Annotated in this window: 10 protein-coding genes, 1 tRNA gene and 1 pseudogene; 6 read left to right on the top strand and 6 right to left on the bottom strand. The window is 71.0% G+C overall.

Annotated features, from left to right (window positions below; translation table 11 throughout):
• Window position 1: 1 nt before the first annotated feature.
• The 4 genes and pseudogenes from OG782_RS33285 to OG782_RS33270 form a co-directional block, all read left to right on the top strand.
• Entirely contained in the window at window positions 2-1,645 is a 1,644-nt protein-coding gene (locus tag OG782_RS33285) for a phytoene desaturase family protein (RefSeq protein ID WP_406459411.1), read from the top strand.
• Window positions 1,642-2,697: an MDR family NADP-dependent oxidoreductase gene (locus OG782_RS33280; protein ID WP_406457420.1), complete on the top strand. Its 1,056-nt coding sequence runs from the start codon at window positions 1,642-1,644 to the stop codon at window positions 2,695-2,697. The genes OG782_RS33285 and OG782_RS33280 overlap by 4 nt, the downstream gene beginning before the upstream one ends.
• Window positions 2,694-3,788, top strand: coding sequence for a Rieske 2Fe-2S domain-containing protein (locus tag OG782_RS33275; RefSeq protein WP_406457418.1), 1,095 nt, complete (start codon window positions 2,694-2,696; stop codon window positions 3,786-3,788). The genes OG782_RS33280 and OG782_RS33275 overlap by 4 nt, the downstream gene beginning before the upstream one ends.
• Before the next feature lie 111 nt (window positions 3,789-3,899).
• A pseudogene (locus OG782_RS33270) lies at window positions 3,900-4,132 on the top strand (site-specific integrase); the annotation flags it as partial.
• 118 nt (window positions 4,133-4,250) lie between these two features.
• Here OG782_RS33270 and OG782_RS33265 read toward each other — a convergent pair.
• A tRNA-Pro gene (locus OG782_RS33265) sits at window positions 4,251-4,324 on the bottom strand.
• A gap of 128 nt (window positions 4,325-4,452) precedes the next feature.
• Between OG782_RS33265 and OG782_RS33260 the strand changes: the two genes are divergently transcribed.
• Window positions 4,453-5,154, top strand: coding sequence for a transketolase (locus OG782_RS33260; RefSeq protein ID WP_406457416.1), 702 nt, complete (start codon window positions 4,453-4,455; stop codon window positions 5,152-5,154).
• A 54-nt stretch (window positions 5,155-5,208) separates the two neighbouring features.
• The gene (locus OG782_RS33255; RefSeq protein WP_406457414.1) at window positions 5,209-6,111 is read left to right on the top strand and encodes a transketolase family protein; all 903 of its coding nucleotides are present in this window, start codon (window positions 5,209-5,211) and stop codon (window positions 6,109-6,111) included.
• Window positions 6,112-6,218: 107 nt separating this feature from the next.
• On the opposite strand, the gene OG782_RS33250 is transcribed toward OG782_RS33255, so the two are convergent.
• The 5 genes from OG782_RS33250 to OG782_RS33230 form a co-directional block, all read right to left on the bottom strand.
• The gene (locus OG782_RS33250; RefSeq protein ID WP_406457412.1) at window positions 6,219-8,417 is read right to left on the bottom strand and encodes a right-handed parallel beta-helix repeat-containing protein; all 2,199 of its coding nucleotides are present in this window, start codon (window positions 8,415-8,417) and stop codon (window positions 6,219-6,221) included.
• On the bottom strand, window positions 8,414-9,880 hold the full coding sequence (locus OG782_RS33245) for a M1 family metallopeptidase (protein ID WP_406457410.1): 1,467 nt from the start codon (window positions 9,878-9,880) through the stop codon (window positions 8,414-8,416). The genes OG782_RS33250 and OG782_RS33245 overlap by 4 nt, the downstream gene beginning before the upstream one ends.
• Complete coding sequence (locus OG782_RS33240) at window positions 9,877-11,550, bottom strand: extracellular solute-binding protein (RefSeq protein ID WP_406457408.1); 1,674 nt, start codon at window positions 11,548-11,550, stop codon at window positions 9,877-9,879. Before OG782_RS33240 ends, OG782_RS33245 begins: the two co-directional genes overlap by 4 nt.
• A 51-nt stretch (window positions 11,551-11,601) precedes the next feature.
• A complete protein-coding gene (locus OG782_RS33235; RefSeq protein WP_406457406.1) occupies window positions 11,602-12,462 on the bottom strand; it encodes a carbohydrate ABC transporter permease in 861 nt (286 codons plus the stop codon).
• Between the two features lie 82 nt (window positions 12,463-12,544).
• Window positions 12,545-13,558 carry an ABC transporter permease gene (locus tag OG782_RS33230; RefSeq protein WP_406457404.1) on the bottom strand — a complete coding sequence of 338 codons (1,014 nt, stop codon included), beginning with the start codon at window positions 13,556-13,558 and terminating at the stop codon, window positions 12,545-12,547.
• Between the last annotated feature and the right edge of the window lie 37 nt (window positions 13,559-13,595).

The raw sequence follows: 13,595 nt of genomic DNA, 5'->3' as shown, positions 1-13,595 counted from the left end.
CATGCTGATCATCGGCGGAGGGCTCGGCGGGCTCTCCACCGGCTGCTACGCCCAGATGAACGGCTATCGCAGCAGGGTGCTGGAGATGCACGAGATCCCGGGCGGCTCCTGCACGGCCTGGGACCGGGGCGACTTCACCCTCGACTGCTGTGTGAGCTGGCTGCTCGGCAGCGGGCCGGGCAACGAGATGCACCAGATCTGGCTGGAGCTCGGCGCGCTCCAGGGCAAGCGGATGCGCAACTTCGACGTGTTCAACACGGTGCGCGGCCGGGACGGGCGGGCGGTCCACTTCTACTCCGATCCGGACCGCCTCGAAGCGCACCTGCTCGCCCTCTCCCCCGGCGACGCCCGGGTGATCCGCGACTTCTGCGCCGGGCTGCGGACCTTCCGCAAGGCACTGGCCCGCTACCCGTTCCTCACCCCGGTCGGGCTCATGGGCCGCCTGGAGCGCTGGCGGATGCTGGCGTCCCTGGTCCCCTACTTCAACGTGATCCGGCGCTCCATCGGCACGCTGATGCGGGACTACTCGCAGCGCTTCCGGGACCCGCTGCTGCGCGAGGCGTTCAACTTCATCCTGTACGAGAAGCATCCCAACTTCCCCGTGCTGCCGTTCTACTTCCAGCTCGCGGCGCACGCCGACGCCTCGGCCGGTGTCCCCGAGGGCGGCTCGCTGGGCCTGGCCCGCTCGGTCGAGGAGCGCTACCGGGGGCTCGGCGGCGAGGTCATGTACAACGCCAGGGTCGTGGAGATCCTGGTGGAGAACGACCGGGCGGCCGGGGTCCGGCTGAGCGACGGCACGGAGCTGCGGGCGGACATCGTGGTCTCCGCCTGCGACGGGCGCACCACGCTCCTCGACCTGTTGAAGGGCCGCTACCTCACCGACACGTACCGGGAGCTGTACACCCGGACCATCACGGAACCCGACATGGTCTTCCCCGGCTACCTCACGGTCTTCCTGGGGCTGCGCCGGCACTTCCCGGACGGCGAGCCCTGCACCACGTACCTCCTGGAGGACGCGGTCGCGGAACGGCTCACCGGCATCCGGCACCCCAGCGTCAACGTGCAGTTCCGCAGCCGCCACTACCCGGAGCTGTCGCCGCCGGGCACCTCCGTGGTGTACGCCACGTACTTCTGCGACATCGCGCCGTGGCGGGAGCTGAGCACCGGTCCCGAGCAGTTCACCCGGATCCGCCGCGGCGAGGAGCTGCACACACTGCCGGTCGGGCGCGGGCGCGACTACCAGCGGGCCAAGCGGCAGGTGCGGGACACGATCGTGGACTTCCTCGACGAGCGGCACCCCGGGCTGCGGGACGCGATCGTGGTGCGGGACGTGTCCACCCCGCTCACCCAGGTCCGCTACACCGGCAACTACGACGGCACGGTGCTCGGCTGGCAGCCGTTCGTGGACAGCGGCGAGACCGTGGAGCAGGAGGTCAAGCGACACGGTCCGGGACTGCCGGGGCTCGCGGACTTCTATCTGTCCGGCGTCTGGGCCACCACCGGCGGCCTGATCCGGGCCGCGGCCTCGGGACGGCACGTCATGCACTTCGTCTGCCGCGACGACGGGCGGCCGTTCACCGCCTCCGTCGACGGCAGCGCCCCTCTCCCCGTACAACTCATCGAACCCGCAGGAGCGACCCCGTGAAGACCGAGAAGTGGATCGTCAGCGAGCACAACGACGGCGTGCCGGACGTGGACCGGATGTACGTGAAGGTGGTGGAGGAGCTCGACACCGACCTGGCCGAGGACGAGATGCTGCTGCGCACGCGGTACGTCTCCGTCGACCCGTACCTCCACGGGATCGCCCTGGACACCCCGGTGGGCGACCACATGGGCGCCGACTCGATCATGGAGGTGCTGGCGGCCGGACCGCGGGCGATGTTCGGCGTCGGGGACCTCGTGCAGGGCTTCGGCGGCTGGCGCACCCACCTGGTCAGCAACGGCGCGGGGGCGCTGTGGCAGACCGGCACGTTCCCGATGGTCTTCCCCGCGTACCGGAAGCTGGACCCGGCCCACTACGACGAGGGGTTGCCGCTGAGCACCGCGCTCGGCATCCTCGGCGGCGCCGGGATGACCGCGTGGGGCGCCCTCACCACCTTCCTGGCCGTACGGCCCGGCGACACGGTCCTGATCAGCGGCGCGTCCGGCGCGATCGGCACGCTGGTCGGGCAGCTGGCGAAGCGGGCGGGCGCGCGGGTGGTGGGCACGACCGGTTCGCCGGAGAAGGCGGCGCGGCTGACGGCGCTCGGCTTCGACGCCGTCGTCGTCTTCCGGCACGGCGGGGACCCGGCGCAGCTCCGCGAGGACCTGGCGAAGGCGGCTCCTGGCGGCGTCGACCGGTACTTCGACAACCTCGGCGGGGTCATGACCGACACCGTCTTCACGATGCTCACCGTGGACAGCCGGGTCGCGGTGTGCTGGCAGTGGGCGAGCCAGGTCGGCGGCGAGTGGACCGGGCCCCGGCTGCTGCCGTACATCATGTTCCCGCGCACGACGATCCGCGGGATCTTCGCGCTGGAGTGGTTCACCGAGGACAACTGGGCGGCGCTGCACGCCGAGCTGGGGCCGCTGGTGCGCGCAGGTGAGATCCGCTACCAGCAGACCGTGCACCACGGCTTCGACTCCATTCCCGCCGCCTACCGCAGCCTGTACACCGACCGCGCGGCGTCCTTCGGCAAGGTGCTGGTCGAGCTGTGAGGCGCGGACACACCCGGGCGCTCACGGAGGGCCCGAGCCCGGCCGACGCGCACGAGCCAGTCCTGCCGTACCCCGACGGCTGGTTCTCGGTGGCGTTCTCCTCGGAGGTGGTGCGGGGGGCGCTGCTGACCCGGCCGCTCCAGGGCGAGGACGTGGTGCTCTACCGGCTCCGCGACGGCGAGGTGCGGGCGGTCCGCCCGTACTGCCCGCACCTGGGGGCGCACCTCGGGCTCGGCGCGCTGGAGGGCGACGAACTGCTGTGCCCCTTCCACCGCTTCGCCTTCGGCCCGGACGGCGCCTGCACGCGGACGGGGTACGGCACGCCCCCGCCGCCGTCCTCGGACCTGACCCTGCTGCCGGTGCGCGAGGTCGACGGCGCCGTCTTCGTGTGGCGGCACCACGACGGGCGGGCGCCGGACTGGGAGCTCACGCCCTGGCACACGCTCGGGACGCGGGCGCCGCGGTGGGCCGCGTGGGAGATGGCGGGGCACAGCCAGGACGTGGTCGAGAACACGGTGGACATCGGGCACTTCACGCCGCTGCACGGCTGGGGCGCGTCGGAGGTAGCCGAGCCGGCGGTCTTCGAGGGGCGGTCCTTCCGGGTCTCTGTCCGCTCCGAGGAGCGGGTGCCGCTGCTGGGAGCTAGTCCGCTGGAGGTGACGCTGGAGGGCAACGGGATCAGCCGGGTGCACGTGTGCACGGCGCTCCCTCGGTTCGGGGTGCGCACCTGTGCCGTATACACGACCACGATGATCGCGCCCGCGGCCTTCCAGCTGCGCCAGACGAGCCGCTTCGAGGTGGCCGAGCCGGCCGCCCTCCCGGCCCCGCTGGCCCGCTGGGTGAGCGGCTCGGTACACCGGCTGCTGGCGGGTCTGATGTTCCGGGGCAACTGCGCTTTCGTGTCCCAGGACTTCCCGGTCTGGGCGACGAAGCGGTACGTGTCTCCGCCCCGGCTGGCCCGCGGCGACGGCCCGATCGGCCCGTTCCGCCACTGGGCCCGGCAGTTCTACCCGCCGGACCGGCTGCGGGCGCGGGTGCCGTCGTCGGTGATGCGAGGAGCGGCGGGGGAAGCGGAGAGCAGGGTGACGTAGCCTGGCCGCTCCGAGAAGCCGGGGGCGGGGGCTTCGCCGGACGGGAGGACGGGGCGGTTCGGATGACGGCGGGCCGCCAGGCGCTCCGCCACGCCGGTGCTCTTCGAGCGCGAGCATCTGCGCCGCCACGACCTCCGACACACCGGGCTGACCTGGTTCGCCGACGCAGGCGGCAGGTCCACGTCCTGCGACGCATCACCGGCCGCGGCTCCCTGACCACCACCCAGCACTACCTGCACCCCGACGTACACAAAATCACGGCCGCCGGGGCGGCGCTCTCCGCACACCTCAGCGTGCTGCGCGCACCACGCTCACTCCCGAGCCCCATCGTCATGACCCGCTGACCCGCTGCCCCGGTCAAGGACGCCGGACCTCCAGCTGGTCCCCAACTGGTCCCCAAAAATGGTCAAGGGCCGGTTTCGGATTGCTCCGAAACCGGCCCTTGACCTCGACTGTCTCCAGTCGGGACGACAGGATTTGAACCTGCGACCCCTTGACCCCCAGTCAAGTGCGCTACCAAGCTGCGCCACGTCCCGTTGCCCGCCTGACCTGGGCTTTCCCCCTGGCCGAACGCGCATGAGAACAATACCGCACTTCAACGGGTGGTCACGAACCCCTTTCACCGCTTGACCTCAACCATGGTTGACGTTGAACGCTGAGCGGCATGACGAACACGACTGCCGCGCCGGCGCCCGAGTACACCGAGCTGGCCCGGCTGATGAGCCTGATGACCGGGGACGAGAAGCACGGCCCCGCCGCCACCTCGACCCTGGACGCCCTGTGGGTGCTGTACGACCGGGTGCTGCGGGTGACACCGGAGACCGCCGACGCGCCCGGCCGGGACCGCTTCCTGCTGTCGAAGGGGCACGGGCCGATGGCGTACTACGCGGTCCTCGCCGCACACGGCTTCTTCGACGAGGAGCTGCTGGCGGGCTTCGGCGCGTACGACTCGCCGCTCGGCCACCACCCCGACCGACTGCTGGTACCCGGCGCCGAGATCGGCAGCGGATCGCTCGGGCACGGGCTGCCCCTGGCCGTGGGGAGCGTGCTGGGGCTGCGGGCCCAGGGCCTGACCGGCCCGCGGGTGTGGGTGCTGACCGGGGACGCCGAGCTGGACGAGGGCAGCAACCACGAGGCGATCGCCTACGCCGGTCCGGCCGGCCTGGAGCAGCTGCACACCGTGGTGATCGACAACGCCTCGGCGACGTACGGCCGCCCCGGCGGAATCGCCGACCGGTTCGCGACCGCGGGCTGGTCGGTCGGCTCCGTGGACGGGCGGGACCACGAGGCGCTGTACGCGGCCTTCACCGCACCGCACCCCGGGCAGCCGCGGGCCGTGGTCGCCGGGGTCGCCCCCAAGCGCTGAGCCGCACCGCCCGCAAGCCCGACGGAAACCAGGAACGGAAGAAGAGGCCCCCCCATGGACACGATGCGTGACCGCTTCATCGCCACCACCACACGGCTGCTCGACGAGGACCCCCGTCTGGCGCTCGTGCTGGCCGAGATCAGCCGCGACGGCTTCGGCCGGGCCGAGCGGGACCACCCCGACCGGGTCGTCAACGTCGGCATCCGCGAGCAGCTGCTCATCGGGGCCGGGGCCGGGATGGCGCTCACCGGGATGCGGCCGATCGTCCACACCTTCGCGAGCTTTCTGGTGGAGCGGCCGTTCGAACAGGTGAAGCTGGACTTCGGCCACCAGGGGGTCGGCGGGGTGCTGGTGAGTGCCGGGGCCTCGTACGACTGGCCGGCCGGCGGATTCACCCACATGTCGCCCGGGGACGTCGCGCTGATGGACACCCTGGACGGCTGGACCGTGCACGTCCCGGGCCATCCCGACGAGGCCGAGACGCTGCTGCGGGCGGCGGCCGCCGGGGACGGGCGGGTGTACGTGCGCCTGTCGCTGCAGTCCAACGACCGGGCGCGCCCGGTGGGCGGGGCGGCCGGGTTCACCACCGTGCGGGAGGGCGGGCGCGGAGTGGTCGTCGCCGTCGGACCGATGCTCGACAACGTGCTCGCCGCGACGGAGGGGCTCGATGCGACCGTGCTGTACGCCACGACCGTGCGGCCGTTCGACGCCGAGGGGCTCCGCCGCGCGGCCGGCGACCGGGCCACCGCCGATGTGGTCGTCGTCGAGCCGTACCTGGCGGGCACATCGACGGGCGCGGCCAACGACGCGCTCGCCGCCCTCCCCCACCGGATCCTGGGACTCGGTGTGGCCCGCGAGGAGCTCCGGCGCTACGGACAGATGGATGAACACCTCGCGGCGCACGGACTGGACCCGCACGGACTGCGGCAGCGGATCGGCGGATTCCTGGCCGCGTGAGCGGGCGGACGAGCGGGCGGACGAGCGGGCGGACGAGCGGGCGGACGAGCGGGCGGACGCCGGACCGGCCTCGACGGCCGGCCCGGCGTCCGGGTGCGGGGCGGGTGTCAGGGGTGGATCAGTACCTGGGAGAGGGCGACCCGGCCCGTTCCCGAGGTCACGATCCTCACGGTGCGGGTCCGGCTGTCCAGGTCGATCACGGTGGGGCGCAGCGCCTTCCCGCTGACATGGACGGTGGCGTCGTCCGTCACGATGTCGAAGTCGGCCGTGGTGGAGGAGGAGTTGTTCCAGACCTCCACCTGCCGGATGTGCCGGACGGTGCCGAGGTCCGCCTGCCACCAGGCACCCGCTTCGGCGAGCGTGCGGGTGTCCGTGTTGGTGTCGGCGTCCAGGGCGAGCGCCGCCGTGGCCGTGCCCTCGGTGGAGGACTGGGTGGCCGTGCCGGTGCGCGCGAGGTCGGTGCGCAGCTGCTCGACCGGTCCGCCGCGGGAACCCGCGCGAGCGGCGACGGCGAGTGCTTCGGCGGGCAGCCGGTCCAGTCCGGTGAGGTTGTCCGTCATGACGGAGCCGGTGCCGGCGAGCGCGGGCGCGGCGGTGTCGGTCCAGTTGCCGCGCGCGGCGTTGGCGATCCCGTAGTCCGCCCAGTTGGAGACCCACTTGTAGCCGATGCGGGTGATGACGTTGTGCTCGACGGTGATGTGCGAGGACTGCTCGTCGAGGTAGATGCCGTTGCCGTCGCGTTCGGTGTTCCCGTAGGCGGAACGGTTGATGTAGTTCCCGCTCAGGACGGTGCCGGGCTGTGCGCCCTGGGTGTAGATCGCGCCGCCGTCGTGCTGCTGCTGTGCGACCTCCATGACGTCGGTGATGCGGTTGGCGGTCACCTTGTTGTCACGCAGTACGGACTTCTGGGCCTCGGGCTGGTTCCAGCCCCAGCCGACGGAGATCCCGGAGTACGGGAGGTGGTCCAGGCTGTTGTGGTCGACGGTCAGCTCCGCCTCGTAGCCGGCCCAGATGCCCACCGAGTCGGTGTACTCGACACCGGAGCGGCTGATCGTGTTGTACGCGACGGTGTTCCGCTCCCCGGCGAGTTCGGCCCCGGGCAACGGCTCGGTGTCGCCGACGTACACCGCTCCCGAGGACAGATCGGTGAAGGACGAACGGGTCAGGGAGCTGTCCTTCGTGCCGGCTTCCAGGATCGCGCCGGCCCCGCCGAGATGGGTGAAGCGGCTGTTGTCGATGCTCACCCGCCGGCCGCCGCGGACGGTGACCGCGGCGGCGGGCTTGGTGTAGTAGCGGCCCGCGTGGTCGACGGGGCCGGTGGCTCCGGTCAGGGTGAGACCGGCCTGCATGCCCGCATAGCCCTCGTCGGTGCCGGGCTGTCGGTACGCCGCATACGCGAAGCCGATCCCGCCGACGGTGACGTCGTGGGCGCCGTCGACGACGAGCAGCTGTTCGGTGTGCGGAGTGATGGCCTGCGCCCGGCGCATGTCCTCGCCCTTGCGCGGCAGGTAGGTGACGGTGCGGTCCTGCGAGTTCCAGACGAACTCGCCCGGACGGTCGAGGAGTTCGGGGGCGTTCTCGAAGAACGCGACGCCGCTGTAGCGGGTGGAGTCGACCGTGGTGGAGTCCCAGGCGGGGCCGGTGCGGTCCGTGCCGCTCGCCGAGTTGGTCCAGCAGGGCTGGGCGAAGGTCATGGTGTCGCCGCTGACGCCCGTGATCCGGCAGTGGTAGTCGCGCCAGCGGACCCGGATGACGGCCTCGGCGTCGGTGGGGCGCTGCCAGCGGTCGATCCCGGTGGCGGTGGCGCCCGTCATGCCGGTCTTCGTCGCGTCGCACGTGGCGGCCGCGCACGCCTCGCCGCGGGCGCGGGTCGCGCGCCTGCCGTCGACGAAGAGCTGGCGCGGGGTGAGGCCGGCGGGGACGCGGGCGCTCCAGGTGCCGTCGGTGTTCTGCCGCCAGCCCGTGATGTCCTGTCCGCCGGAGAGGACGGGGCGGGCGCCGGGGGCCGCGGTCCAGGAGACGCCGGAGTCCGCGGCGCCGAGCTTCAGGGGTGCGTCGAGCCGGTACGTACCGTCCTCGAGGACGACGCGGACGTCGCGTCCGGTCACCGTGCGGGCCAGGTCACGGGCCCCTTCGGGGGTACAGGGCCGGGCCTGGGTGCAGGAGGCGCCGCGGCCGTCCGGGGCCGCGTACAGGGTGCGGGCGCCGGGGGCGGCCTGGGCGGCCGGGGCCGTGAGGAGGGCGGCCAGGACAGCGGCGGTGGCGGCAGCGGCGGCTGTTCGTACGACGTTCACGGTGCGGTTCACGCGGTGGCCTTCCAGTCGGGGTGGCCGGGCATGGGCGGGTTGACGGCCCCGAAGAGCCAGTCGCGCAGGAACGGGTCCACGGAGCTGTCGCCGGTGACGTCGGCGGTGTGCCGGATGAAGGCCTCGCTGGTGTAGGTGGAGTCCTTGAAGCGCGTCACCCACTCACGCATGACCTTGTCGAACGCGCGCCCGCCGATCTGCTGGTTCAGGGCGTACAGGACGAGCGCGCCGCCGTCGTAGATGTTCGTTCCGCCGAGCGCCTTGGGCAGTCCGGGCGGGCCGTCGGCGGCGCGGACCGCGTCGAGCTTCTCGTACGTCGACTTCATCTTGTCGGCGAGGACCGACCAGCCGCGCTCCTCGCCGTAGAGGCCCGCGTAGTACACCGCGGGTCCCTCGTTGAGCCAGGCCTGCTGCCAGTCGTCCGGGGTGACGGAGTCGCCGAACCACTGGTGGACGAGCTCGTGGACCATGGTGGTCTCGTAGCCCGGCTGACCCGCTGCATTGAGCTTGAACCAATTGGTGGAGAACAGCGAGAGGGTCTGGTTCTCCAGGGCGTCGGTGTAGCCGTCGTAGATGTGGAGCCCGTAGACGGAGAAGGGGTAGCGGCCGAACTTCGCCTCCAGCCACGCGAGATGGTCGGCGGTCCGGGCCACGATCGGGCCGTACCTGTCCTCCTGGCCCTGCGGGACGATGTGCCGCAGCGGCAGTCCGCGATGGCTGCTGCCGTACAGGTAGGTGCCCTTGACGACGGCGATCCCGATGAGTTCGGTGGCCATGCGCTCGCGGAGGGCGAAGTGCCAGACGGCCGAGCCGTCGGCGCGCGGGGTCCGGTGCGTCAGCTCGCCGTTGGCGGTGGCGACGAAGCCCTCGGGGGCGCTGATGTGGAAGGTCCACGTCGCCTTGTCGGACGGGGTGTCGTTGCACGGCAGGAAAGTGTCGGCGCGCGAGGACTGGGCGGCCGAGGCGAAGCCGCCGTCGGTGCCGAACTTCCAGCCGGTGAGGCCGAGCCGGGGTGCCTTGCCGTTGCCCCGGTAGCGGATCTCGGTGGTGAACGCCTGTCCGTCGTGGAGCGGGCGGGCCGGGGTGATGGTGAACTCCTGGCCGCTCTGTCCGGGTGTCAGCTCCCAGGCGGCGGGGCGCCCGGCGACGGTGACGGAGTCGATGGTGTGGCCGTCGGTGTCCAGGTTGAAGGCCGAGAGGTCCTGGGTGGCCCTGGCGTTGATCTTCACGGTCGCGGTGAAGTCGTACGTCACCGGGGTGAAGTCGAAGGTCAGGTCGTAGTGGACGACCTGGTAGCCGCCGTTGCCGAGGGTCGGGAAGAGCGGGTCGCCGACGCCGTTGGAACCGGGCTGCGGGTCGAATCCGTGCGGCCGCGCCGAGGCCGGAGAGCCGAGGACCGGGACGGCGACGGCCGCGGCGACCGCGGCCCCGCCGAGTGCGAGTACCGAGCGTCGTGTGGTCACTTCTCGCCCTTCTGGAAGGCGTCCTCGAACTCGCCGCGGGCCTGCTCGCCGCCCTTGGCCAGGTAGTCCTTGACCAGCTGGTCGTAGGCGGACATGGGCTTGCGGCCGGCGATGATGTCCTTGAGCGCGTCCTGCTTGAGCGTGTAGAGGCTGCCGTAGCCCTTGGAGTCCCAGGTGGGCGAGGAGTACTGGAGCGTCGGGTCCGGCTCCATGATCGGGATCATCCTGGTGAAGGCGTCGTGCACGTGGCGGACGCCCTGCTCCGAGTCGGCGCTGAAGATCGCGGGAACCGCGGAGGCCATGAACTTCCAGGGCACGGTGACGTCCTGTGTGCCCTGTTTGGTGAGCGCGGGGTTGCCCTGGGCGTCGCGGGTGAAGTCCTTGCCCTCGACTCCGTAGTTGATGAGGGTGTACTCCTGGCTCCCGAACGGCGAGGCGGCGAAGTCGGCCAGCGCGAGGACCTGCCGCACCCGCTCCTCGGACGCCTTCTTGACGTGGGTGTTCTCCAGCTTGACGTTGTCCATCCAGGCGACGGGCGCGGAGCCGAACGGCACGAAGGGCCTCGGGTCGTACTTCTTGTCGATCGCCTTCATGGCGGCGATGTAGCCGACACCGGGTGCCAGGTAGGTGGGCATGCCGTCGTAGACGTACGCGCCCTTGCCGTTCTTGAACATGTCCGTGTACTGGGCCTTCTGCGCCCCGGACATCTGGAGGGTGCCCGGGTAGAAGCAGCCGGCTTTGTAGAGCGACCGCGCGGTCTCCACCGCCTTGCGGAACTCCGGGGTCTCCAGGTCGGTGGTGAACTTTCCGGTCTTGGCGTCCATCCGCCAGGAGTACGGTGCGCCGGCCGACATGGCGAGGACGTTGGTGACCCCCGCGATGATCGCGTACTGGTCCTTCTTGGGCCGCGTCAGCTCCTTGCACGCCTCGACGAACCGGTCGAGGCCGGTGATCTGGTCGAGGCTCGTGATGCCGATCTCCTCGAACAGGTCGTGCCGGTAGAAGCCGGCGCCGCCGGTCCCCGTACGCGCGATCGGGATGCCGAAGAGCTTTCCGCCGAAGATGGCGGCCTGCCAGGCACCCTTCGGGATCGCGGCCAGATTCGGGTAGTCCTTGACCTTGTCGCCGGCGAGGTACGGAGTCAGGTCGGCGCACGTGGCCTGGAGGAACCCGGACTTGTTGTCGACGCCGCCGACCTCCGGGTACATGAAGAGGTCGGGCAGGCTGTCACTGGCGACCATGGTGGAGAACTTGGTGCCGTAGTCGTCGGCGGGCACTGCGGTGATGTTCACCTGGCCGCCGAGGAGCTTCTCGATCTCCTGCCAGGCGGCGTTCCTGCCCCGCGAGGGCGGCGGCGGGGAGAACGTCTCCATCGTCGCGCTGATCGGCTTCGCGCCCTTGAGCGGGGTCTTCCCGGTGGCCCTCAGCGGCTTGGCCGGGTAGCTGAAGAAGCCCTGCGGGACACCGGCGGCGGTGCCGGCCAGATCGGGCTTGAGGCCGATGTTGCGGACGGCGGTGTCCGGGAGCAGCGAGGCGCTCTTGGCCTCCGCCTTGGCGGTCGTGCCGCCGTCGCCGCAGGCGGCGAGCAGCGGGGCGGCGGCCAGTCCCAGACCGATGCCCGCACCCATGCGGAACAGTGATCTGCGGTTGATGGGGGTGGAGCTCGACACCTGGATCTCCTTGGGAGAGGGGAAGGAAGGAGTGGGGGGCGGGGGCTGCGCTCAGCCCTTGACGGCGCCCGTGAGCACGCCCTTGGTGAAGTAGCGCTGGAGGAACGGGTAGACGCAGAGGATCGGGACGACGGCGATCACGAGGACCGCCATCTGGACGGCCTGCTGCGGGGCGAGCACCTCACCGGCCGACGCGGCGTTCAGGCTCTGGCCCTGGAGCACATAGGTCCGCAGCACCATGGGCAGCGGCCACTTCTCGGAGTCGTTGAGGTACAGGAGCGAGTTGAAGAAGGCGTTCCAGTACGTCACCGCGTAAAAGAGGCTGATCACGGCGAGTACGGCCTTGGACAGCGGCAGGACGATCCGCACCAGGATGCGCAGGTCGCCGGCGCCGTCGACCTTCGCCGCGTCGTACAGCTCCTCCGGCAGGTTCATGAAGAACGAGCGCAGGACGACGAGGTTGAAGGCGCTGACCAGGGTGGGCATGACGAGCGCCGCATAGGTGTCGTACAGGCCGAGTCCCTTGACCAGCAGGAAGTTCGGGATGATGCCGGCGTTGAACAGCATCGTGAACAGGGCCGTCATCAGGATGAAGCGGGAGCCGGTGACCTCGCGGCGGGAGAGTCCGTACGCCATGCCGACGGTGACGAGCAGGCTGGCGAGGGTGCCGAACACGGTGATGCCGAGCGAGACGATCAGCGCCCGGGTGACGACGCCGCCGGTGAAGATCGTGCGGTACGCGTCGAGGGTGGGGTGGCCGGGCCACAGGACGAGGCCGGAGCTCTTGATGATGTCGGTCTGCGAGGCGAAGCTCGTGCCGATGACGCCGGCCAGTGGGTAGGCGACGGCGAGGACGACCACCACGACGGCGACCGCCTTGGCGGCCTGTCCGATGCGGGTCGGGCGCTCCATCCACGGGGGCCTGCCGTCGGACTTGCGGGGAGGAGCGGGACGGGGCGCCGGCCGGGCACTCCCGGTCGTGGCGCGCGTCTTCTCAGCGGTCAGCACTGCGGTACACCCCTTCGTGGCCGAGTCGGTGGGCGAACTTGTTCGCGCCCAGCACGAGTGCGGTGCCGATGACCGCCTTGACGAGTCCGACGGCGGCGGCGACGCCCCAGTCGTTGTCCTTGATGCCGTGGTAGTAGACGTAGGTGTCCAGGACCTCGCCCGCGTCCGGGCCGACCGCGTCGCGCTGGAGCAGGATCTGCTCGAAGCCGACGGAGAGGATCTGCCCGAGGTTGAGGATCAGCAGCAGGATGAGTACGGGGGCGATGCCCGGCAGCGTCACGTGCCACAGGCGGCGCCGGGGCCCGGCGCCGTCGATCGCGGCTGCCTCGTACTGCTGCCGGTCGATGTTGAGGAGCGCGGCGAGGATGATGATCGTGCCCCAGCCCGCGTCCTTCCAGGCCACCTGGAGGGTCAGCAGCCAGGGGAAGGCGTCGGGGTCGCTCATCATGTCGTAGCGCGGCAGCCCCAGTCCGCCCAGGACGTCGGGCAGCACCCCGGCGCCGCCCAGGATCTGCTGGAAGATCGAGACGATGATGACCCAGCCGATGAAGTGCGGCAGATAGACGACGCTCTGCACGAAGCGCCTGATCCGGTCGCTGGCGATGCTGTTGAGCAGCAGGGCCAGGGCGATGGGGACCGGGAAGAAGAACACCAGCTGGACGAGGGCGATCTCCAGGGTGTTGAACGTCGCACTCCAGAAGGCCGGTTCGGCGAACGCCGCGGAGAAGTTGGCGAAGCCCACCCAGACGCTGTGCATGTATCCGAGGTACGGCTGGTAGTCCTGGAACGCCACCACGTACCCGAGCAGCGGCACGTAGTGGAAGACGACGAAGTAGAGCAGGCCGGGCAGGGTGAGCAGCAGCATCACCCGGTCGCGCTTGATCCGCTGCCCGAGTGTCAGCCGGCGTGGGGCCGCGTGAGCCCGGCCGGCCGGCGGGGCGGGTTCTTCGACCCGCTTCCGCCGCTTTTCCCGCGGCAGCGGGGGTGCTGTGTCAGCCATGGTGCGTCCTGTTCGGCTGGGTGGCGCGTGGTGAGCC

Source organism: Streptomyces sp. NBC_00876, from assembly GCF_045207435.1.
GTDB lineage: Bacteria > Actinomycetota > Actinomycetes > Streptomycetales > Streptomycetaceae > Streptomyces.
Note: the sequence above shows the minus strand (reverse complement) of the source record. Positions and strands in the feature narration are given on the sequence as shown.